Annotated in this window: 24 protein-coding genes and 1 pseudogene; 14 read left to right on the top strand and 11 right to left on the bottom strand. The window is 55.2% G+C overall.

Translation table 11 applies throughout. From position 1 onward, the window contains the following. Position 1 precedes the first annotated feature (1 nt). From TCELL_RS04940 to TCELL_RS04910, 8 genes are all read left to right on the top strand, one after another. Positions 2-922, top strand: coding sequence for a dihydroorotate dehydrogenase (locus TCELL_RS04940; RefSeq protein ID WP_014737623.1), 921 nt, complete (start codon positions 2-4; stop codon positions 920-922). A gap of 274 nt (positions 923-1,196) precedes the next feature. Continuing rightward, positions 1,197-1,505: a hypothetical protein gene (locus TCELL_RS04935; RefSeq protein ID WP_048163209.1), complete on the top strand. Its 309-nt coding sequence runs from the start codon at positions 1,197-1,199 to the stop codon at positions 1,503-1,505. A 215-nt stretch (positions 1,506-1,720) separates the two neighbouring features. Then, positions 1,721-1,951, top strand: a complete 231-nt coding sequence (locus tag TCELL_RS07625) for a M48 family metalloprotease (RefSeq protein ID WP_420834840.1) — start codon at positions 1,721-1,723, stop codon at positions 1,949-1,951. 17 nt (positions 1,952-1,968) lie between these two features. Continuing rightward, positions 1,969-2,268, top strand: a complete 300-nt coding sequence (locus tag TCELL_RS04930; protein ID WP_048163206.1) for a hypothetical protein — start codon at positions 1,969-1,971, stop codon at positions 2,266-2,268. Between the two features lie 55 nt (positions 2,269-2,323). Then, positions 2,324-2,959 carry a p24 family protein gene (locus TCELL_RS04925; RefSeq protein ID WP_048163203.1) on the top strand — a complete coding sequence of 212 codons (636 nt, stop codon included), beginning with the start codon at positions 2,324-2,326 and terminating at the stop codon, positions 2,957-2,959. 159 nt (positions 2,960-3,118) lie between these two features. Further along, complete coding sequence (locus TCELL_RS04920; RefSeq protein ID WP_162097838.1) at positions 3,119-3,742, top strand: MarR family transcriptional regulator; 624 nt, start codon at positions 3,119-3,121, stop codon at positions 3,740-3,742. A 78-nt stretch (positions 3,743-3,820) separates the two neighbouring features. After that, the gene (locus tag TCELL_RS04915) at positions 3,821-4,090 is read left to right on the top strand and encodes a hypothetical protein (protein WP_048163199.1); all 270 of its coding nucleotides are present in this window, start codon (positions 3,821-3,823) and stop codon (positions 4,088-4,090) included. Positions 4,091-4,277: 187 nt separating this feature from the next. Further along, positions 4,278-4,646 carry a hypothetical protein gene (locus TCELL_RS04910; RefSeq protein ID WP_048163197.1) on the top strand — a complete coding sequence of 123 codons (369 nt, stop codon included), beginning with the start codon at positions 4,278-4,280 and terminating at the stop codon, positions 4,644-4,646. A gap of 119 nt (positions 4,647-4,765) precedes the next feature. Here TCELL_RS04910 and TCELL_RS04905 read toward each other — a convergent pair. The 6 genes and pseudogenes from TCELL_RS04905 to TCELL_RS04885 all read right to left on the bottom strand — a co-directional run. Next, positions 4,766-5,065, bottom strand: a pseudogene (locus TCELL_RS04905) (excisionase family DNA-binding protein); the annotation flags it as partial. Positions 5,066-5,104: 39 nt separating this feature from the next. Continuing rightward, complete coding sequence (locus TCELL_RS07610; RefSeq protein ID WP_014737620.1) at positions 5,105-5,233, bottom strand: hypothetical protein; 129 nt, start codon at positions 5,231-5,233, stop codon at positions 5,105-5,107. A gap of 59 nt (positions 5,234-5,292) precedes the next feature. After that, positions 5,293-5,931 carry an energy-coupling factor transporter transmembrane component T gene (locus TCELL_RS04900; protein ID WP_014737619.1) on the bottom strand — a complete coding sequence of 213 codons (639 nt, stop codon included), beginning with the start codon at positions 5,929-5,931 and terminating at the stop codon, positions 5,293-5,295. Next, positions 5,924-7,291, bottom strand: coding sequence for an ATP-binding cassette domain-containing protein (locus tag TCELL_RS04895; RefSeq protein ID WP_014737618.1), 1,368 nt, complete (start codon positions 7,289-7,291; stop codon positions 5,924-5,926). Before TCELL_RS04895 ends, TCELL_RS04900 begins: the two co-directional genes overlap by 8 nt. 55 nt (positions 7,292-7,346) lie before the next feature. Next, positions 7,347-8,576 carry a phosphohexomutase domain-containing protein gene (locus tag TCELL_RS04890; RefSeq protein WP_014737617.1) on the bottom strand — a complete coding sequence of 410 codons (1,230 nt, stop codon included), beginning with the start codon at positions 8,574-8,576 and terminating at the stop codon, positions 7,347-7,349. Continuing rightward, positions 8,577-9,698 carry a nucleotidyltransferase family protein gene (locus tag TCELL_RS04885; protein WP_014737616.1) on the bottom strand — a complete coding sequence of 374 codons (1,122 nt, stop codon included), beginning with the start codon at positions 9,696-9,698 and terminating at the stop codon, positions 8,577-8,579. Positions 9,699-9,767: 69 nt separating this feature from the next. Between TCELL_RS04885 and TCELL_RS04880 the strand changes: the two genes are divergently transcribed. Both TCELL_RS04880 and TCELL_RS04875 read left to right on the top strand, forming a co-directional pair. After that, a complete protein-coding gene (locus tag TCELL_RS04880) occupies positions 9,768-11,276 on the top strand; it encodes a carboxypeptidase M32 (RefSeq protein WP_014737615.1) in 1,509 nt (502 codons plus the stop codon). 53 nt (positions 11,277-11,329) lie between these two features. After that, the gene (locus TCELL_RS04875; protein ID WP_014737614.1) at positions 11,330-12,220 is read left to right on the top strand and encodes a cation diffusion facilitator family transporter; all 891 of its coding nucleotides are present in this window, start codon (positions 11,330-11,332) and stop codon (positions 12,218-12,220) included. A gap of 58 nt (positions 12,221-12,278) precedes the next feature. On the opposite strand, the gene folP is transcribed toward TCELL_RS04875, so the two are convergent. Beyond that, positions 12,279-13,151: a dihydropteroate synthase gene (gene folP, locus TCELL_RS04870; RefSeq protein ID WP_014737613.1), complete on the bottom strand. Its 873-nt coding sequence runs from the start codon at positions 13,149-13,151 to the stop codon at positions 12,279-12,281. Between the two features lie 84 nt (positions 13,152-13,235). Here folP and TCELL_RS04865 point away from each other — a divergent pair, with 84 nt between their 5' ends. Next, positions 13,236-13,973 (top strand): ABC transporter ATP-binding protein, encoded by a 738-nt coding sequence (locus TCELL_RS04865; protein ID WP_014737612.1) that lies wholly within the window; start codon positions 13,236-13,238, stop codon positions 13,971-13,973. Beyond that, positions 13,963-15,204, top strand: a complete 1,242-nt coding sequence (locus TCELL_RS04860) for an ABC transporter permease (protein WP_014737611.1) — start codon at positions 13,963-13,965, stop codon at positions 15,202-15,204. The genes TCELL_RS04865 and TCELL_RS04860 overlap by 11 nt, the downstream gene beginning before the upstream one ends. Here TCELL_RS04860 and TCELL_RS04855 read toward each other — a convergent pair. Continuing rightward, complete coding sequence (locus TCELL_RS04855) at positions 15,201-16,445, bottom strand: transglutaminase-like domain-containing protein (protein ID WP_014737610.1); 1,245 nt, start codon at positions 16,443-16,445, stop codon at positions 15,201-15,203. The genes TCELL_RS04860 and TCELL_RS04855 overlap by 4 nt on opposite strands. Before the next feature lie 73 nt (positions 16,446-16,518). Beyond that, the gene (locus tag TCELL_RS04850; RefSeq protein WP_014737609.1) at positions 16,519-16,782 is read right to left on the bottom strand and encodes a hypothetical protein; all 264 of its coding nucleotides are present in this window, start codon (positions 16,780-16,782) and stop codon (positions 16,519-16,521) included. 166 nt (positions 16,783-16,948) lie between these two features. On the opposite strand from TCELL_RS04850, the gene TCELL_RS04845 reads away from it, so the two are divergent. Together TCELL_RS04845 and TCELL_RS04840 are read left to right on the top strand one after the other, a co-directional pair. Further along, on the top strand, positions 16,949-18,124 hold the full coding sequence (locus TCELL_RS04845; protein WP_014737608.1) for a thiolase domain-containing protein: 1,176 nt from the start codon (positions 16,949-16,951) through the stop codon (positions 18,122-18,124). Next, complete coding sequence (locus TCELL_RS04840) at positions 18,124-19,686, top strand: acyl-CoA carboxylase subunit beta (RefSeq protein WP_014737607.1); 1,563 nt, start codon at positions 18,124-18,126, stop codon at positions 19,684-19,686. Before TCELL_RS04845 ends, TCELL_RS04840 begins: the two co-directional genes overlap by 1 nt. 1 nt (position 19,687) lies before the next feature. On the opposite strand, the gene TCELL_RS04835 is transcribed toward TCELL_RS04840, so the two are convergent. Beyond that, positions 19,688-20,203 carry a DUF2118 domain-containing protein gene (locus TCELL_RS04835; protein ID WP_014737606.1) on the bottom strand — a complete coding sequence of 172 codons (516 nt, stop codon included), beginning with the start codon at positions 20,201-20,203 and terminating at the stop codon, positions 19,688-19,690. Between the two features lie 91 nt (positions 20,204-20,294). Next, a complete protein-coding gene (locus TCELL_RS04830) occupies positions 20,295-20,801 on the bottom strand; it encodes a hypothetical protein (RefSeq protein ID WP_014737605.1) in 507 nt (168 codons plus the stop codon). Positions 20,802-20,803 lie beyond the last annotated feature (2 nt).

Below are 20,803 nucleotides of genomic sequence, written 5' to 3'. Positions count from 1 at the left end.
AGTGGGCGTTAAGCTGAGTGTCAGGATAGCCGGTTTGACGCTCAAGAACCCGGTCATGAACGCCTCGGGCACCTACGACCCGGTGGCCTACGAGCCCTTCGTCGACCCGGGTCAGCTGGGAGCGGTGGTGTTGAAGAGCGTCACTCTAGAGCCGCGAGAGGGCAACCCGCCCCCCAGGATACACGAGGTCCCCTGCGGGCTCCTCAACTCGATAGGGATACCGAGCGTAGGAGCTAAAGCGTTCGTCGAGGAGAAGGTCCCGGCTCTGAAGAAGTACAGAGACGCCGTCTTCATCGCGAGCGTAGCGGGCTTCACGCCGAGCGAGTACGCTACGGTCATAGAGGTCCTCGAAACCGCTGGCGACTTGATAAGGGCGTACGAGGTCAACCTCTCGTGCCCCAACCTCGAGAAGGGGGGTAGGAGCTGCGCGCTCAGCGATGACTGTATAAGGGAGGCTACGCGCCTCGCGGCTTCTAAGACCAACAAGCCGGTCATAGTCAAACTAGCGCCCGACGTGACGGACATCGCGGCCATGGGTAAAGCCGCTGTTGAGAGCGGCGCCGACGCCCTGACGGTAGGCAACACCTACCGAGCTATGGCCGTGGACCTGAGGACGAGGAGGCCTGTCTTCGCCAACGTCGTGGCGGGCTACTCGGGCCCCGCGATCAAGCCCCTGACCCTGAGGGCCGTTTACGAGACGGTTAGGGCTGTAGACGTACCAGTTATAGCGAGCGGCGGGGTGATGACCGCTGAGGACGCCCTCGAGTACCTGCTCGTGGGTGCCAAGGCTGTACAGGTCGGTACCACTAACTTCGTAGACCCGAGGGCGATGCTAGAGGTCGTTAGAGGTATCGAAAAGTTCCTAGATGAGAACGGTATCGACGACGTGAACAAGTTCATTAACAGCCTTGTCACACAGTAAGGGCGTTACAGGCCCAGGAAGCTCTCAAGGTTAGCCCCCTCAGTTGCATTTGTTGCCAGGAAAAGCGCAACGTGGCACATTAGAGCGACGGTAGAAGAACAAGAAGTAAGAAATGACTATGAGCTACATGACTGTTACCAAGTAATATGATGGCCTAAGCAAGAGCAACACTTGCTACTTCATCATCGAGAGCAAGAGTGTTTAAATGTTTATTAGTTCAATAGCATGAGTTTATTTAACAAGCATCATAGTAAGGGTTATGTGGTAGCAAACAATGCTAAAGATCGATGAGAAGCTCTATGAGCTAGTTTCTAGTTGTTGTAGAGCGCTTGAAGAATGCAACGGCTCGTGGGTCATAGGCTATAGAAATCCCAATAAGTGTAGGAATCAGCTGGTTCAACTTGAGAAGAGTTGCATCGATGTGTACAAATATGTTTATTATAACTTATGTGAGAAAGGCGTAGACTTTAACTCTATTCGCAGCATTGTTGGATACATCCTTGCTGCCTACTGGGATAAGCCACAACAAGCTGTTGAGCGGATACTTGATTACATCTATTCTATAAAAGAGCGAGGGAAGTGAAAGAGGGTAATAATGTGCTCAGAATATTGTTAAGAGAGTTTTTGAGTATCACAATGTTGAAACAAAATGCAGGTTGATGAAACCGATGAGAGAGGGGGCATTGCTTACGAACCAATTACAAAAGCTGCTGTACATTATCCTATATGCTCTCGCAAACTATAACCCGTTATATACACAGAGGGTCAGCAAACTAGTAAATGCTAGTAATATAAAATATAATAGTTTCAGGCTGCGACAGAGACGTTCTTCCCTGTGGCATTGCATGTTCAATAGGACTTGGGGGATATGGCATAATCTTCGTAGATAAGGCAATTTTGGCTAGTCGAGAAATCCCCGAGGAATTCAAAGACTTTATGCTAGCTCATGAAGCAGCTCACATTACACGCAATCATGTTCTTTCAAGGCTAATTACACATCTACTTGCAAATTATCGATCGAAGCTCTAAGCGAGGATATAAGGTCTTTGGAGAAGGCGAGAGATATAGTTGATTGGCTTGCTGGATTGGCAGCAACATCACTTTGGTTTTATATTACCTTGCAAATTATTGAAGTGGATCGGCAGCTCGTTAAGCGTGAGGAATTAGAGGCCGATGAAATAGCCATTAGACTGGCTGGGTGTAAAGGTGTATTTATCTTTGCAAGAATGCTGAAGCAATTTGAACGTGAGGGGTATACTATTAGCCACGAATCTATACTCGGGTTCCCGGCACTAACCATAGACGAGAGAATAAGATTCATTTACGAAAAATGCCAGCCTGGATGAAAAGCTAAATTTTTATAAACTTAGGAGAAGTTCTATGAATTTGTGGTGACCTATTTTGCGTATTTTACTTGCAATGGGCATTGTATTTGCTGTTGTAGGTGCGGGGCTAATCATTGCAACATATGTTCCTATACCAAAAACTGTTATGAGACCTGTGGAGGTTCCAACAACTACAACAATATACACAACTATTCGCGAAACTTGGCTCGATGAAACTTTTGTTGTGGATCCTGGAAAAGCAACGGCTTACTGCGGCTCTTTCCCCGGTGGTGCAAAGCTTTATATTAATGTGAATGTTTTGAGCGGTGGTAACAGGGATATAGACTTCTACGTTATGGACGAGTCGGAGTGGCGTGTATTCAAAGCTGGGGGCACATTCTATTACTATGTTGAGCCATCTCGTACAAGAATCACATCCTTTAACATTGTATGGGAACCCCCTTCAAATAAGGAAATATGCTTTGTATTTAGCAACACCTTCTCCATAATTGCTTCGAAAACTGTTAAGGCAACCATAGAGTATGAAAGAATAGGATATAAAACGGTAACTACCACAACAACTACCTACCAACCATCAACAGAGTACACAACATTCAATGAGCTGATGATGCCAGGATTTGTCTTAACACTGCTAGGAATCGCATTAATCATTTCCCACTTCGCAGTTTATAGAAGAGAGGGTAAAACCTAACAAGATAAAATAGTGATTTGTCTCAACATTTTTGTTAGCTGCCAGAGAAGCTTTGGAGGACTGCTTGCTTGCGCGCCTTGGCAAGCCATGTTTTTGAAGGACTCTGCTTGCACTCCACGACAGCTGCTCTATCGCTAGCCTTCATGAGGATATCTGTGTGTGCTCTCCAATTCTCTTCTCAACCTCGTCAACGGCTTTCACGCCGCAGCAGTCGAAGACCGCGGAGAGCCCCCTTGGGTTAATGCTCTCTCCTACTCGCAGACTCCCCTGCTCACGGTCTCCATGATGCGGCCACTAGCCTGCAGAGCCTCGAGTGATAAAGGAGGCTTGTCTGCGGGGAGAGTAGTCGTGAAGGTTACCGCCAGACTGGACAAGAAGCATTCTCTCCTAGTCATTGTCCAGCTAGACTACGTCCCGCATGAGGTCGTTAGGGAGGAGATATGCACGAAGGCTTTAGATCCATGTGAGGCTGTTAAGGCAGACCTCAAGTCCGTAATAAACACTGTCCCGAAGTACGAGGATTCCTTGAGGCCCTTGGATACGCTTTCCCTATACTACGTGTGCAGGCATGGCGCGACTTCTGTGGTGGATCTTGCAGCAAGGCTTGGCGCCCGCAGGGGAGAAGTTGAGAAAGCTGTGAGCAGGCTAGCGGCTTCAGGCCACGTTGAGGTCGAGCGTGAGGGCAGTAAGAAGGTGGTAAAGTATGTTAGGGGCTTCCCCATAGGAGTCAGTACTACCGCACCATCTGACAAGAGCTATGAGGTCGCTAGAACCACTGTGTGACGGTATTATGCGAGAGGCTACGTAGTTGCGCCCGTCAGGCAGGACCCCTAACTTAAGGCTAGGCCAGACTTAGTGGCCGTGCCGGTTGATAAGGTTGCCTGGAGACCCCTCTACAGCAAGGCAGTAGCGGTTGAGGTAGAATCCTGTAACGAAGTCACCACACACCCAGAGCAAGTAGTGAGGAACTGGTTTAAGGAGTCTGTTAAGGACTTCGCTGAGGTCCACGTGTGGGTGAGTGAGGAATGCTTTAGCAAGCTTAAGCAACTCCACGACCAACACCCGGAGGCGTACGGCAAGATCAGGATACACAGCGTGGGGTTGAGGAAGTTCGGGCAGGGAGCCCCTTAACCCCCAATAGGTCGAAAAAGGTAAATCTCCAGTAAAGTATTTTTGGAAACAGCCCTCACGGATATTTGTTTGCAATAGCATTTTTCAAGCCATTCCGAAACAAAATCCTTGTTTAAAAAACTTTTGCGACCAATTGGATGAATTATTTTAACCTCTTAAAGCAAAGTAGAATTGGGTTATATGCGGCATGGGTTCGGTTGTTGTTGATGTTGAAGTGTATGGGCCTAGGGGTGGAGCTAGGCTAAGGGCTTTAGTTGACACAGGTTTCTATGGGGATATCATTACCACTCCGGAGAAGGTTCAGGGGCTGGGTATAGAGTATAAGTATGAAAGGTTTAGGAAGCTTCCAAATGGTGGAATAATCAAGGTTAAGTATGGTGGTGGGGAGATAAGGGTGGAAGACTCTGTGACTCACGGGGATATTGAGGTGTGGCCAGATCTCAAACTACCTACAAACATAGATGCTTTACTAGGTGTAACAGCTCTCGAGAGGCTGGGGTTTAGAGTGGATCCAAAAACTGGAAGGCTGGAGAAGGTGGAGCTATATCTCCTATAGCCCCCCACTAAAACTGTTGCTGGTCGAATCATGCTTCTCGAGTGTTTTGCAACAACTCATAACCTTCACTTCTATCATCACCTAGAACAGTTCCCAACCCCTTAGGACATTTCACCACAAGCGTGCTTGTGTATGTGCTGTACCTGCCTCTCAAGGTCGCTCTTCTGGTCGCTGGAGTTCACCCGGGCATAGACAGCGGCCCTGACTTCTCCTGCTGGAATACCTTCGACGATCTACCGAACCTCGCTCTCCGGAATCCTGTACCTGTCACCAGCAGTCCTAACATCCTTGATCTTAACCTCTCTAACCCACCTTGAGAGAGTAGAGTGGCTTATACCTAAACTCTGACAAGCCTCCTTAGGCCTCAGCAACCTCTCAGACACGAGGGCGTCGATAAAAACAAATAAACCAGAGCTCATAAACTCTACGTCTCACCACTAATTACGAAGCAGCCCTCGTTAAGGATATAGACCCTGTAAGAGACCTCTAGCGCGTTTTATCTTCTCCTCGATTATCAGGGTCGCTAGAACGGGCTCCCCTAGCTTACTCACCGCCTTGATCACCTCCATAGACTCCACGCGGCTCATGTTAGGTCTTAAACCGGTGAGAAGAACCCACTGAAGATCTCCACTCGGTCTCGACGCTCTCAGCGGTATAGGAGCCTGAACTCCCGCTTGACCCTCCTCAGACTGAAGCCCCGTAACTCCATTGAGATACCCGTCCACAACGCCCTCTCGTAGCCTATTCGCAGGAGTGGGGTTATTATGCTTGCCAGGTCACCGGGGGTGACCGGGACGGCCCTCTTCCCCCTCTCCTTCCTCACGAACTCGACCTCTCTGTAGTCCCTCGCAACGAGGGGCATGAGCCTGAAAGCGTAGGCTACCGCGTATGCGACCCCTTTGGGGACTCCCAGCTCCCTCTCGAGCCCCCTCGCCACCTCGACCGGCGTGTAGCTAGTGATGAACCAGGAGCCGGCGGCTGCTATGAGGAGGAGCCTGAGCGACACCCTCACGAAGCCCTCTACTGCGCCGCTCCTCACCGGGTAGCCGAGGAGGTGGAATACAGTGCTCCCCGTGTTGTTGAACAAGACCGCGTTCACGAACACGCCGGTCAACCCGACAGCGTACAGGGCGTAAACCCAGTAGACCCTCCTCAGCCTCTTAAACGAGGCGGCTAAACAGGCCAGTGACAGGGCGAGCAGGACGGCCTCGTTCTCGAGAACGAAGGCCGCAAGAGACAGCCCGAGGGCTATCAGGAAGCCGAGGGATGCAGAAGGCCTAGCCAAGCCTCACACCCGCCGCCCTCAGCATTTCCAGCCCGAGCCAGACCGGGTCGACCTCTCTCAAACGCCCCCCATCCACGAAGTACGCCCTGTCGGCCAGCTCCAGGAGTAGCCTCGGGTCGTGAGTCGAGACCAGTAGCCCAGCACCCCTCTCGGCCAGCGCCCTCACAGCCCTCGCAAGCTCGCCGAACATCACGTCGTCTAGGCCTGTACTGGGCTCGTCCAGGAGAATCAAGTCCCTGGAGTACCCGTAGGCGACGAGGTTGGCGAGCCACCTCCGCTGACCGTGGCTCAGGGTGAACGGGTTCCTGCGTCTGACCTGGTCGAACCACGGGTACATGGAGGCGAGCTCACCGAATGCCACGGACCTCGCCGCGTCCCTCAGCTCGCCCTCGACAGTCCTGTGTATGAACGTGAAGTCGGGGTGCTGGGGAACGTAGAAGGCCCTCTTAACCTTTATCTTCTTGTAGGAGATAGGCTTGAGGAACCCGGCTATGGTCTTCAGCAACGTGGTTTTACCCGACCCGTTCGGGCCAGCGACCACGACCACCTCTCCCCTGCCCACACTGATACTGTCCGTTCTCAGTACGGGCTCACCGTATCCGACGACCAGGTCTTCAGCCTCGAGGACTAGTTCACCGCCCTCCCTGCTTCCCGCTGGCCGCTGTTCAGGTAGGCCTGTTGAAGGCGGTTGGGAGTCCACCAACACGCCCTTCTCAATTCTGTAGACCTTGTCGGTCAAGTCCCGGAAAAACAGGGGTTTGTGCTCGACTAGAAGGACTGAGAGCCCCATCCTCCTAGCCTTTTCGACGAAGTCCACCACGCTCTTGACCCCCCACGGGTCTAGGCTGGCGGTGGGCTCGTCGAGTATCAAGAGGCCCGGGTCGTGCACAACCGCCGAGGCGATCGTTAGCCTCCTCTTCTCGCCGAGTGAGAGGTTTTCGACGTGCTCGTTTGCCTTCGCGCCGAGGCCGAAGAACTCCAGCACCTTCCTACTCTTCTCGACCGCCACCGTGGTCTCGTAACCCACGTTCTCGAGTGTGAAGACGAGCTCGTCGAGCGGTGTGGGCATCGCGATCTGCCTGTCGGGGTCCTGCAACACCACGCCGGTCACCAAGGGGACTCTCCGGAAGCCGTGCGGGTCCAGCGGGTTAACTCCGTCTAGCGAGACCCTGCCCGAAACGTGGCCGTTGAGGAGGTGCTTTAACACGCCGGTGATCGCGAGTACTAGCGTCGTCTTGCCCGAGCCAGAGGGGCCGGTGACCAGGGCGACCTCCCCGTCTCCCAGCTCTATTCCCGCGCTCTTGATCACCGGGTTACCATCGATACCGTAACTTGCTGTGAGGCCCTCTACTCTCAGCATAAGACCGCCTAGAACCAAGTTATCGGTATGATGAAAACCCGGTTTATATGTGACCCTATAGTCTGGGCTCCAGGAGCGAGTACGTCTGGTCGTCTGGGTTGAAAACCAGGTAACGTAGGCCCTCCCGCGTGTACTCCGAGAAACCGTATATCGTAGGCATAAGCCCCTTTTTCGCTGCCCCGACCTCCTCCGCCTTCACCCTGCCTACCTCTACATAGGCCCTCGACCTGTACTTGTCTACTAGAGCCGATGGCCTCATTTTCGCGAAGGCGAGAGACTCGAGGAGTTTAACGAGTGTTATGAGGGCGTCGTAGCCCAGGCTAAAGAGGGGGACGGCGAAGTGACCCGTGTGCCTGAGCGCTATAAAAGGCCTCGTCTTGTACATCGCGTCTATCAAATTCTCCTCACTACCGACCTCCGCCACCAGCACTTCTCTCGAGGCGAGGAGCTCTTTGAAGACGCCCGGCACTCTAGCCTCTGCTACGATTTGCGAGCCCCTGGGAGCGTTGAGCGTTATCAGTAACATCAGCTCCTCTGGAAGCAGTATCCTACCCTTCTCGTCCAGGACTACGAGCGAGGAGGCGTCGTTGTTCACTACAACGCCTATCTCGGCCTCCGTGGCTCTGACAATGTCAGCAACCCTCTCGAGCTCTTTAGTGAACGGGTACATCGACTCGTAAGCCTTGGCCTTGACGTTGTGTAGGAGGACGTAGTCAACTTCCAGCGCCTTCAACACATCGGGCACTATAGTGTCGGCGGGTGAGTACGCGGTGTGGACTACGACCCTGAACCCTCTCGTAATGATCTCATCGACCTTAACGAAGCTGAGGAGGGCCGACACGTAGAGCTTGTGAATGTACTCCGAGTACATGACCCAGCCTATCTCGCCTAGCCCAACCCTCTTGACCTCCGACTCCCCAATGCTCAGCCTACTCGCGAGTATTTCGTAGCCGGGGGACCTGAACAGCTTTAACATGATGGAGTCTTTCACGGAGTGCGATGTCGTGAACAGGAAGCCACCCTTAGCCCCGAACCTCTTTATGCTGAAAGAGATCTCCCCGCTGAGCGACTCGTGGAAGTCCATTACCTCTACTCCCACGCTCATGAGCCCGGAGGTGAAGGCCCTCTTCAACATCCTGGAGGCCGGGTTGTAGTCTCTTCCACTAACGACCACGGATCCCTTGCCCAGTGCGGAGCCGAACTGCTCCCCCAGCCTCGCAGCCTCGTCCGGGGTGAAGTCCCTGTTCGGGACGCCTATAATCCTGTTGTCGTAGAACTGGGGCACCTAGACCACCTTGTTGGGTAGGACTTTCGAGAAAACGTCCTCGACGACCTTGTTACCCGAGCCGATGACAGAATCGACAACCTTCACACCATCACTTAAAACTGAGTCGTTCAACAATATAGACTCTCTGACGTACGTGTTGCGGCCGACGGCGACTCTCTGCCATAGAATGGAGTTCTCCACGCGGCTACCCCGCCCGACGAAGTTACCCCCCTCCAAGCTCACGTATGGGCCTACCACTGCCCCCTCCTCTACGACTACACCTTCGCCTATGTAAACCGGCGGTAGTATTTCGCCCCTGACGTCGGCGGTCTTGTGTATGTGCACTCCGCTGGACACCGTCTCGCCGTTCAGCTTGAAGCCGGGGACGTTCCCGCTGATCATGTCCCACATCGCCCTCTTGTACTTCTCTATCGTCCCTATGTCCTCCCAGTAGACCCCTGTAGGAACCACGTACCCATAGCACCTGTAGCCCTCCTCGACCATGAGTGGGAACAAGTGTCTCCCGAAGTCTAGTAGGGACTTGTTGGCCGTTATCAGCTTCATAGCATTCTCGCCTAGCACGTAGATACCCGCGTTTACAAGGTTGCTGTAGGTGCTCACACCTTTCGTCTTGTAGAAGGCGAGGCTGAGTAGGTAGACCTCGAGGCTTACAGGCTTCTCGGTGAATAGGAGTATCCTCTTACTCTCGTCCACCATCACGAGCCCGTACTGCAGCGGGTTGTCAACGCTGGTCAGGGATATGGTCGCGTCCGCGCCGGTCTCGCGGTGGAGTTTGTACTGGTCGCCTACGTCGATGCTCGTCACCAAGTCTCCCATGGAGACGACGACCTCGTCTCCCAGCTCCTCGGCTATGAGCCTCACCCCGTCTATAGTGTCCTTTGAGTCGAGTATCCTGACCTCGGCGGGCATCCCCGTCGTCTCGACGTACTCCTTAATCAGGGCTCCCTTGTAGTTCGCGGCGATGTAGACCCTGTGAAACCCGGTCTCCCGAAACCTCTCAACGAGGTGGGCTATAAGCGGTTTCCCGCCAAGCGGTACCATGGGTTTGGGGAGGACCTCTGTTAAGGGCCTTAGCCGTGTGCCCAGACCTCCCGCGAGGATGACAACCGGTGGTCTCATCGAGTGCGCGACCTACTCTATTATTTGGCCAACGGTGAATTTTAAATTGTCGCCCAAGTTACAAAATGAATGGTGGACTCTTTGGTTTTCGAAAACGAGGTCGTGAAGGAGATCCTCGAGAAGTACAGGGCGATATGGGCAATAGGGCACGCCCAGGCCCTCCTCTCGTGGGACAGCGAGACCTACATGCCTAGGGGAGGGGTGGAGGAGAGGGCTGTCGCTAGAGCCGAGTTGAGCCTCCTAGCCCAGAAACTCATTCTCAGCCCCGAGTTCACGCAACTAGTCGAGAAAGCCGAGAAGGTCGAGAACCTCAACGACTACGAGAGGGGCGTCGTGAGGGTTCTGTCGAGGGAGATAAGGATCATGAGGGCCATACCCCCGCGGCTGTTGGCCGAACTGGAGAAGACGACGCAGGAGGCCATGCACGCCTGGAGGGCGGCCAAGGAGACCGACGACTTCAACAAGTTCAAGCCGTACCTGGAGAAGATCGTGAAGCTGACCAGGGAGAAGGCAGACTGCCTAGGATGGAAAGACCACCCCTACGACGCGCTACTAGACTTGTACGAGGAGGGGTTGACAACAAGGGACGTCGACAACATCTTGACACCCCTTACCTCGGAGCTCAAGAGCATACTCGAAAAGGTCGAGGCGGAGGGCAGGTACCCCAGGAAGCACCCGTTGGAGGACGTGAAGTACGAGAGGGCGTGGATGGAGGCTGTGAACAGCGAGGTGTTGAAGCTACTGGGTTACCCTCTAGGCGAGAGGGCCCGGCTCGACGTGTCGGCCCACCCGTTTACGATCGAGATAGGGCTGGACGACGTCAGGATAACCACTAGGTACGAGGGGTTCGACTTCAAGAGGTCGCTGCTATCCACAGTCCACGAGTTCGGGCACGCGACCTACGAGCTACAGATAGACCCCGCCCTCAAGTACACCCCGATCGCCACGGGGGTTAGCCTAGGCGTACACGAAGGGCAGAGCAGGTTCTGGGAGAACATCGTGGGGCGTAGCCGGGAGTTCGTCCAGCTCGTCTACCCCGTGCTGAAGAAGCACCTCCCGTTCATAGAGAAGTACACCCCCGAGGACGTCTACTTGTACTTCAACGTCGTGAGGCCGAGCCTCATCAGGACAGAGGCCGACGAGGTCACGTACAACCTACACATAGCGTTGAGAGCGAGGCTCGAGAAACTCATGTTGACGGGTGAGGTAAAGGTGGGAGACCTCCCAGAGCTCTGGAACAACTACATGGAAGAGCTACTCGGCGTCAGGCCGGGTAGGCACAGCGAGGGTGTTCTCCAGGACATCCACTGGAGCATGGGCTCTATAGGGTACTTCCCAACATATACTCTCGGGAACATCGTAGCCGCGCAGATGATGTACGCCATGGAGAGAGAAGTCGGCCTGAGAGAGAAGGTGGCGAAGGGCGATTTCAGCGCTATCAAGGAGTGGCAGAAGAACAGGGTACACAGGTTCGGGAGCACCTACCCGCCGAAGGAGCTCCTAAAGAGAGCGCTTGGCGGCGAGTACAACGTAGAGTACCTCCTCAAGTACTTGAGAGAGAAGTACCTTAGCCACTAGTTTTATAAGGGACAAATCTCACCCCATATATTAATTCAGGTGGATATCCTAGTTTGAATCCGGTCGAGCTGAGTATCGTCCTCAACTCGGTCTCGACCGTACTGTTCGTAGTAAGCCTGTTCTTCTCGAGCTCAATCAGCGTGCAAATAGGCGCGCTGAACGAGTTGACGGACACTATTGGGCTCATAGCAATGATGGTCGGGCTGAGGAGGGTGCGTAGAAGCCTCGAGTACCCGTTCGGGGTCGAGAGGAGGTCTTACGCGACTAGCCTCATTGCTTTGATGATATTCTCGGGCTCGATCCTCGGGTTTGCGGTGAACAGGGTTGTCTCGGCTCTCGGCAGGATGCCTGATGTGTACTCTACACCCATCTCGCTACACGCAGTCCTAGTCTCGACAGTCCTAAACACCGTGCCCCTATTCTACAGTGCCTACTACTTGACGAGGGAGAACACAGACCCGGTGGCCAAGGGCACGATGGTGGACTCGTTGGCCGATACTCTCGTGGGGATTATCTCCTTTATAGCACTGTACACGGGATCGAGCCTTGTGGACGTGGTAGGTAGCGTAATAATAACAGGAGTCGTAGTCGCGATATCCTTCTCCATCGGTTACAGGTTCTACAGGGTGTTGACCGGTCACGCGCCACCGAAAGGCGTACTGGTTAAAGTGCTCAACAGCGTCCTCTCCCTCCGTGAAGTCAAAGACGTGAACGTCTTCAAGGCGGCCATGTTGACCGAGGACGAGTACCTTCTCGTGTTGGAGGTAGAGGTGGACGAGAACATGGACGTGAGGAGAGCAGAGGAGCTGGCCAACTCCATTGAGAGCAAGGTCAAGGAGGTCGACCCTAGGTTCAAGTACGTCTACGTCGAGATCGTCCCCGCGAGGAGAGAGCCGCCATCGTACAAGGAGATAATAAGCGAAATAACTTCCCTGGACGAGTAGCCTCCTCAACCCGTTAGCTCGCCGGAGCGTACAGGGCGACACCTATGGTAGTCCATGTCTACCAGGACATCTGCCGGGTCTTGTAGAGCCTGATGAAGGACGCTACCTTGACAACGTCAAGTGTCTCCGCCGGGTCGTGGGTCCTCACTATGTGTGCCCCGTTGTAGACGGCGATCGCGGTCGCGCCAAGGCTGCCGTACAGCCTCTCAGCAGGGTCTTTACGGCCCGTGATCTCTCCTATGAACGACTTCCTAGACACGCCGACCAGGATGGGCCGCCCTAGCCCCCTCAGCTTCTCTAGCTCGGCTAGGACCATGGAGTCCCACACGTACCACGGTAGATCCTGGAACCTGTTGAACCCTATACCGGGGTCTACTACGATGAGCTTCTCGTCGACACCGCTCTCCACGGCCCTCGATAGGGACTCTTTAACCGCCCCGATGACCTGGTCGATCGGGCTGACGCCGCTCCTATACGAGGACACCCTGGCAACGAGGATCAACGGGGCACCGTACTCCCTCGCCACTACGGCCATTCTAGGGTCCTCGCGTAATCCCGAGACGTCGTTTACTATGTTTGCCCCGGCCCGAAGAGCCTCCTCTGCGACCCTAGACCTGGTGGTGTCGATCGATATCGGGACCTTGTCGCCGAACACGTCTCTGACTAGTTTCACAGCCCAGACGACTCTCTCCAGCTCTACCTCGAGTGGCACGTCTGTCTTGAGGTAGGGCGCCGTAGACCTCCCACCGATGTCCAGGAAGTCGGTGTTGCTCCTCAAGAACGCCTCGACGGTTCTAATGAGCTCCCCCGCATCCGCTTTCACGCTACCCTTGTAGAAGGACTCCGGGGACACGTTGACGACGCCCATGAGCCTGACAGGGCTGTTGTCGCCGACCCTCACACCGGCTATCACAGCGTCGATCTGCGGCACAACTACCGCCCCGTGAGTCGTGTCTAGTCACTCAATTTTAAATGCGTTACGTGATAGAGATTAACGGAGCAATCGGCTGGTATAATGAGCGAGAGCGTCGTCGTTAACAACCTTAGAAAGGTCTACCGTGGAGGAGTAGTCGCGGTCGACGGGTTGACCTTCACCGTTAAGAGGGGGGAGATCTACGGGCTTGTCGGGCCGAACGGGAGCGGAAAGACGACTACGCTGAGGATAATCTCCACCCTACTGAAGCCGACGAGCGGCGACGTTTTCGTGGAGGGGTACAGCGTGGTACGCCAGCCGATGGCTGTGAGGGGGGTGATCAGCTACCTCCCGGAGGAGGCGGGGGCTTACAGAGACCTCACCGGCTACGACTTCATCGAGTTCATGCTCTCGATAAGGTTCAAGGGGAGAGAACTAGAAGAGAGAGTCGACGAAGCGATATCGATAAGCGACTTAGGCGAGTTCATCGAGAAGCCCGTGAAGAAGTACAGTAAGGGCATGAAAAGGATTCTAGCCTTGAGCGTCGCGCTGGCTATTCACCCCAGGGTGCTCGTCCTAGACGAGCCCACCTCGGGCCTGGACGTGGAGAAGAGCATGTTTGTTAGGGAGCTGATCAAGAGGTACAGGGAGCGAGAGGGCGTCACTGTGATCTTGAGCAGCCACAACATGCTCGAGGTCGAGAACCTCTGCGACAGGGTGGGCGTCATATATAAGGGAAAACTGATAGCGGAGGGGGAGGTACACAGGCTCAAATCGGCTTACTCGGCCTCTAACCTCGAAGAGGTGTTCTTGAGGGCGGTGAAGCAACATGGTGTTTAAGTCCCTCCTCAAGAGGGAAGTAAAGGCTATCATAAAGAACCCCGGCTTCCTCGTGACGCTCATGGTAATACCTCTCTTCTACGTGTCCCTAGGCACCTTCATGAACACAGGTATCAGGACTACGGTCAACCAGTATTCAGGCGTGATCGGGGTCGTAGACGAGGACAACACGGCCTTATCTAGAGCCTTCACTGCCTACCTGAACGACACGCTTAACGGTAGAGTGAGGCTAGCCACTAGTCTCTCGGAGACCCAGGATTTCAGCACATTAGTTGTTATACCGAGAGGCTTCAGCAGTGAGGCTCTCAACTCGACTCCCAGGCTTGTCACGTACACGCCTCTCGGCTCCCTGTCGCTCACCAGCATAGGCTCTCTACCACCCCTGCTACTACAGGGCTCTTTCAATGAGGCGCTCAGGTACGCCCTAGCGGCGGTAAAGTCGAACACTAGTATAAGCTTCTACGGCAACGCGACGGTCTGCCTCAACCCGAAGATCGTATACGAGGGGAGAATCCTCGACTACGGAAAGGTGAACACCGACATAGGCTTCGGCCTCGTCTCCACCTTTGTCGTCGCGATACTAATGTCCTTCACCATGGGCTTCGCCACACAAGCGAGCGCAGTGGAGAAGGCCGAGAAGGCCTTCGAACTGCTCTTGTCACAGCCTGTCAAGAGGGTCTACATAGCGCTGGCCAAGATCCTGGCCTCTATCATAGCAGCCGTTATAATGGGGGCGGTGTTGTTCGGCAGCCTCTTCGTGTCCGTCCTCAGTATGTCTCCTCCGAGCCAGTCAACTGTTCAAGCCACGAGTGTGAACTACCCCGTCGCCTCCCAGGCGATCGACTTGAACACGGTGTTGTACATGCTGGTCACAGTAGTACTGGGGACTCTACTGTCGGGCGGGCTGGGGGTGATCGTGGGGGGCTTAGTCAGCGACGAGAGGACTGCCGGCATAGTCGTAACCCCGCTTATGATGGTCATGTTCGGGCTCGCCATAATAGTCCAGTTCACAGGACTGAGCCTCAACACGCCTACCTCCGTGGTCTCGGGTCTCACGGTCGCCCCGATGCCACTGTTGCTGAGTGTGTCGAGTACCATTGGGGACTACACGTACTTCTACGTGGCTCTCGCCTCGAACTTAGCTGAAGTAGTCGCGGTGTACGCGCTCGCCTTCAAGGTCTACAACAGCGAGGTCGTTATAACGGGTCTACAACTGAGGGGGAAGACCTAGCCCCCGCCTGAAACCAGGTTGTTGAGATAGCCAGCTAAGTCGCCCGTGTCGCTCGACGTGTAGTAGACGTTGTAGCCTACCAGGTAGTACCTGTACTGGGGGTAGCCTAGTGAAGCCCAGTAACTGCTCCAGGATTTCATGATCGAGGTGATGTCGCTAGAAGATGGGGCGTAGCCGCTCCTCACTTTCACTAGGCTCGCGAACCCATTGGAGAGTAGCCAGGCCTTGACTTCTGGGTGGACCGAGAGTGGCGGTATTCTCACTGTGTAAGTGGAGGCCCCGCGGGCTAGCTCGATCTTCAAGAACCAGCTGTACCCGTTGAACCAGTTGCCGGCGAGGTCTATCAAGTACCATGCGCCGTCAGCGTAGGTAACCACGGCTACGTGACCGTAACTTTTGCTCTCGAACGCTACTAGGTATGTGTAGTTGAAGCCCCTAGAGTAGAGATAGGAGAAGACGAACAACGCCAGGTCTTCGCAGTCCCCGCCCCTGTCGATCAGGGTCTCGTTGACGGGTTTCCAGTAGTCCCTTAGCGCTACCGGGTCGTACTGGTAGTAGAAGTTCACGAGCGTGTAATTGACCAAGGCGTCAATTAGATTGTCCCGCGGGAGGGCTAGGTCGAGCCCTCTGGCCAGCCTCACGTTGAGAGTGATGAACGAGTTTACGTAGCTCGTGTTACTGCTAATCAGTGTCGGTACGCCAAGGGGTTGCGAGACCACGGCCCTGAGAGAGTGGAGCTCGTCGCTTACGAGCAGGAGCCGGTTGAGGAAGAAGGACTGGTTCCCCGCTAGCCACGACCTCACGGTCTCTAGCTCAGCGCCCAGGTTTCCAGCCAGCTCGACGTAGTAGCTCAGATTGCTCCTCAGCGCGCTAACAAGGCTCTCGTAGTAGGTTATGTTGTTAACCAGGCTTCTGTTGAGTAGCTCGATCTCCCGCTCATACCCCGCCAACAACTGCTTGTAGTAAGAGGTGTTCCCCTGGAGCCATGCGACCACCTGTTGGTACCCCGCGTAGGTCGCGTTGTACCTGCCTTCCAGCTCACGGTAGCGTTGCCGTAGACTGGAGTACTCCACCGAGATCTCCGCGAGCGTCTTGTTAAGGCTGTTCAAGAGGTTAGAGTAGGACTCGTTCTCTCGCGCGAGTCTGTCGATTTCGCTCTTCTCGCTGTACAAGGCGAGCGCAGTGTAGAGGAGAGAAGCTAGTAGGACAAGTATGACAAGTACTGTAGCCAACTTAACCATCTGGGACACCACACAGAAAGACGTCCCGCGCTATACTAGGGTGGGCCTTTCATGTCCTTAAAGCTTATGATTCTCAGGGCTTACGCGGGCTTTCGGGGGTTTGCCTAATGGTCCGCGCGATCTCTTCGGCGTGCACCCTGGTCAAGTGGAGGTAGAGGCCCCTCTTCGTGAACGGCCCCCTTCCACATAGCCCGCAGTACAGTATCCCCTTCTTAACCTTGACGAGGTAGTCGGGGTTATCTCTGAGGAACCTCTGTATCCTTGCGGCGTCTCTCACGCTCACCGTCGAGTCGTCGACGCTGAGTCTCAGCGCAACTCTCACTGTATACCTTACCACGTCGTACTCCAGAGCACTCGTATCCCAACCCCGTTGGAAAATTGGTTAGTTTGCGTTTTTAAAGGACATGGCAACTAGTAGGTAGGCTTTTTTTCAAGCGAGTCAATTTATACTTATATACCAAGAGGGAAATCCTCTATCCAGGTATTCAGGCACAGGTGGGATCTTGGAGAAAGTTTACCTTGTGGGCGCCGGGATGACCAAGATCGGCAGGTTCTTCGACAAGAGCGCTAGAAGCCTGTTTTCCGAGGCCCTGTGGAAGGCGATCGAGGACGCCGGGGGTTTGAGGCCGGACGCAGTCGTGATCGGGAACATGACGTCCAGTGTGCTGATGGAGCAGGACGACCTAGGACCCCTCCTAGTGGACTTCGCTGGTCTCAGAGGCTTACCCGCTTTCAAAGTAGAAGCAGCCTGCGGTAGCGGCGGGGCGGCCGTGTACACAGGCTACGCGCTCGTGAAGTCGGGTTTAGCAGACGTCGTCGCTGTTGGAGGCGTGGAGAAGCTGACGGAGGGTGTCACGAGCGAGGCCACGAAGGCTCTTGCCCAGGCCTCGGACGCTCAGTACGAGCTGATCTACGGGGTCACCTTCACAGGCCTTAACGCCATGGTGATGAGGTACTACATGGAGAAGTTCGGGTACACCAGGGAGGACTTCGCTTACTGGCCGCTCAGGATGCACGAGTACGCGTCTTACAACCCTTACGCGCAGCTCCCGAGAAAGACTACTCTCGAGGCCATTCTCAACAGCCCACTAATAGCCGACCCGATCCGCTTGTTCGACGCTTCCCCTATTGGAGACGGCGCAGCGGTAGTGATCCTTGTCAGGGGCGAGGAGCGGGCGAGGGAGGTCGCGAAGAAGACGGGGAGGGACGTCCTGGTAGAGCTCGCCTCTGTGGCTATGGCCACTGATAGCGTCGACCTAGCCTCGAGGAGAGACCTCCTGACAATGGAGTCGACGGTCACGGCGACGAGGGAGGCCGTCAAACGCGCCGGCATCTCCCTTAAAGACGTAGACTACGCAGAGGTACACGACGCTTTCAGCATAACGGGCTTCCTCGCTTTAGAGGACATCGGCTTTGCACCTAAGGGGGAGGCCCCGAAGCTCTGGAGAGAGGGCAGGTTCGCCAAGGGTGATAAGCCCGAGGTGAACTTCAGCGGTGGGCTCAAGGCGAGGGGGCACCCTGTTGGGGCAACGGGTGTGTACCAGGTTGCTGAGGCCTACCTCCAGTTAAGAGGGGACTTCCCAGGCTACAAGGCTTCTTCGCCCGAGACCGCGCTCACCCACAACATAGGTGGTGTTGGGACTATCACGGCGGTCAGCGTACTGAGGAGGGCTAAGTGATGTCGAGGAGCCACGAAGACCTGTTGAGCGAGCTGAGAGGTATTAGAGAGAAGGGGATTATCGGCGGTGGCCTGGACAAGATAGAGGCGCAACGCAAGAAGGGGAAGCTCTGGGTCAGGGACAGGCTGAGCCTGCTACTAGACAAAGACGGTTTCCAGGAGATACAGTGGCTCAGGACGCACCGCAGCACGTTCTTCGGTATGGACAAAGTGAAGGTCTACGGGGATGGTGTAATAATAGGCTACGGGAGGATCGACGGTAGGCCTGTCTTCGTGTACGCCCAGGACTTCACGGTCTTCGGGGGTAGCATAGGCGAAGTCCACGGAGAGAAGATAGCCCACCTGATCGAGATGGCGGTGAGGTACGGCGCCCCGGTGATAGGCCTATACGACTCGGGTGGAGCCCGGATCCAAGAAGGGGTGGCGAGCCTACACAGCTCCGGCTTGCTGTTCGCGGCCAACGTCAAGGCGAGCGGTGTGGTACCCCAGATCGCGGTCATGCTGGGGCCGTGCGCCGGCGCCGCCTCGTACAGCCCTGCCCTCATGGACTTTGTAATCATGGTCAAACAGGCGTACATGTTCATCACAGGCCCCGAGGTGGTCAAGGCGGCGACAGGTGTCGAGGTGACCTTCGAGGAGCTGGGAGGGGCCCACGTCCACGCTACTAAGAGCGGTGTAGCCCACCTCGTCGCGGACGACGAGCAGACAGCCTTCGCGCTGACGAGGAAGCTACTCTCCTACCTCCCGAGCAACTCTAACGAGGAGCCCCCGTACATCCCGACAGAGGACCCCATTGAGAGGAGGCTGGACAACCTGTACTCCGTCGTCCCTACAGACCCGGTCAAGCCCTTCGACGTAAAGGAGGTCGTGGTAAGCGTAGCGGACAACGGCGAGTTCCTAGAGATACAGCCCGACTTCGCCAAGTCCGCTGTCGTGGGGTTTGCCAGGGTAGGAGGGCACAGCGTGTGTGTCGTCGCCAACCAGCCGGCCGAGAAAGGAGGGGTCATAGACATCGACGCCTCCAACAAGATAGCTAGGTTCGTGAGGTTCTGCGACGCGTTCAACTTGCCTATTATAACATTCGTGGACACCCCCGGCTTCATGCCAGGTGTAGACCAGGAACACGGCGGGATCATAAGGCACGGGGCCAAGATCCTCCACGCATACGCCGACGCGACTGTCCCTAAGATTACCGTGATTATGAGGAAGGCGTACGGCGGGGCCTACATTGCTATGGGCAGTAAGTCGCTGGGCGCCGACATCACCTATGCTTGGCCCACGGCGGAGATCGCCGTGATGGGCCCGGAGAGCGCGGTGAGGATCCTCTACAGGAAGGAGGCCGAGACGAGGCCCGACCCAGCCAAGTTCTACGAGGAGAAGACCCAGGAGTACAGGAAAATTTTCGCCAACCCGTACTTGTCAGCGGAGCTCGGATACGTCGACGACGTCATAGACCCGGCAGAGACGAGGCTCAAGATCGCGACTGCTCTAGACTTCGTGAAGAGGAAGAGGGAAGAGTACGTCGGGATAGTGCCGAAGAAGCACTCCAATATACCGTTGTAGACTACTTCAACGTGACTAGAGGCGCGTCTTTCCCTACAGCCTGCCCTCTCTGCACGTGCACCTCTAGAACCTCGCCCTCCAAGTGGGACTTTATCTCGATCACCATTTTCATGGACTCCATTATCGCGACGACATCGCCTTGCTTGACCTTGTCCCCCTTCTTCACCTTGACCTCCACTATCCTCCCGGAAATAGGGGCCTTGATAACCCTACTGCCCGTCTCTACGGGTCTCGCCTCCTCGGATACTTTCTTCTTTACCGGCGTCTCGTAGATCTCCGAGATACTGCTCACGAGCAGGGGCTGGGTGTTGATGTACGCGTGCTCGCCCGCCAGTAGGATAGAGAAGTACACCCCGTCGTAGTCCAGGATGACCCTGTCAGGGCCGTGTTTAATGACCTTCATCTCAACTTGTTTACCGTCCGGTAAGACCACCAGGACCTTGTCCTTCTCCGTCTTGTCGATTACTAGGTCGATCGTCAGCCCGTAGACCGTTTTCACCTTTATCTTTCTTGGCATAACGAACCTCGCGGCTATCTTTCAAATACTTGAACCAGGCTCCGAACTCAACTTATAACGACTAAAACTTAAAAAACGTTACCTAAACCAGCTATCCAAACCCCCTCAAGTATAGGCCTATGTCGAAGATGTTCCTGAAAACCCTTGACCCGCTGTCCCACCTCGCTACACCGACCACGAGTCCGTCTACGCTGTCCACGACCGCCACGTAGCTGTCGACTGGCGGGTAGATCTCCAGGACGCTCTCGAGGAGGAGGTCTTTCCCGTACAGGAACGCCTTCACTCCTTGCTCTGAAGCCTTGACCGCGGCTACCAGTCCCAGCCTGCCGAAGACCTTCTCGTAGAGCACTGGAGTTAGCACCACGTGTCCTTTCACCACCACGGCCACAGCGTTACCCGAGAACACGGCGCGGGGTGATGGAGCCCTGCCCTCGTATAGGACGCAGACGACCCCGAAGCAGGTCTCCTCGAGCCTGTTGGGGTTGAAGAACTCGCTAGCCTCTACGCCAAAGGCTTCCGAGAAGTACCTAAGCAGCTCCGCGACGTAGTCTCTAGGAGCTGGGCCGTTGTAGAACTTGATCTTGCGCTTCTCCCTCAAAC

This window comes from Thermogladius calderae 1633 (genome assembly GCF_000264495.1).
GTDB classification, from domain to species: Archaea; Thermoproteota; Thermoprotei_A; order Sulfolobales; family Desulfurococcaceae; genus Thermogladius; species Thermogladius calderae.
Note: the sequence above shows the minus strand (reverse complement) of the source record. Positions and strands in the feature narration are given on the sequence as shown.

Bases quoted from the DNA above. Each gene is read 5' to 3' on its own strand.
- TCELL_RS07610 (WP_014737620.1), bottom strand. From the start codon at position 5,233: ATGAGCCGCGTGGAGTCTATGGAGGTGATCAAGGCGGTGAGTAAGCTA.
- TCELL_RS04895 (WP_014737618.1), bottom strand. From the start codon at position 7,291: ATGCTGAGAGTAGAGGGCCTCACAGCAAGTTACGGTATCGATGGTAAC.
- TCELL_RS04935 (WP_048163209.1), top strand. From the start codon at position 1,197: ATGCTAAAGATCGATGAGAAGCTCTATGAGCTAGTTTCTAGTTGTTGT.
- TCELL_RS04880 (WP_014737615.1), top strand. From the start codon at position 9,768: ATGGTGGACTCTTTGGTTTTCGAAAACGAGGTCGTGAAGGAGATCCTC.
- TCELL_RS04910 (WP_048163197.1), top strand. From the start codon at position 4,278: ATGGGTTCGGTTGTTGTTGATGTTGAAGTGTATGGGCCTAGGGGTGGA.
- TCELL_RS04885 (WP_014737616.1), bottom strand. From the start codon at position 9,698: ATGAGACCACCGGTTGTCATCCTCGCGGGAGGTCTGGGCACACGGCTA.
- TCELL_RS04855 (WP_014737610.1), bottom strand. From the start codon at position 16,445: ATGGTTAAGTTGGCTACAGTACTTGTCATACTTGTCCTACTAGCTTCT.
- TCELL_RS04835 (WP_014737606.1), bottom strand. From the start codon at position 20,203: ATGCCAAGAAAGATAAAGGTGAAAACGGTCTACGGGCTGACGATCGAC.
- TCELL_RS04865 (WP_014737612.1), top strand. From the start codon at position 13,236: ATGAGCGAGAGCGTCGTCGTTAACAACCTTAGAAAGGTCTACCGTGGA.
- TCELL_RS04860 (WP_014737611.1), top strand. From the start codon at position 13,963: ATGGTGTTTAAGTCCCTCCTCAAGAGGGAAGTAAAGGCTATCATAAAG.
- TCELL_RS04840 (WP_014737607.1), top strand. From the start codon at position 18,124: ATGTCGAGGAGCCACGAAGACCTGTTGAGCGAGCTGAGAGGTATTAGA.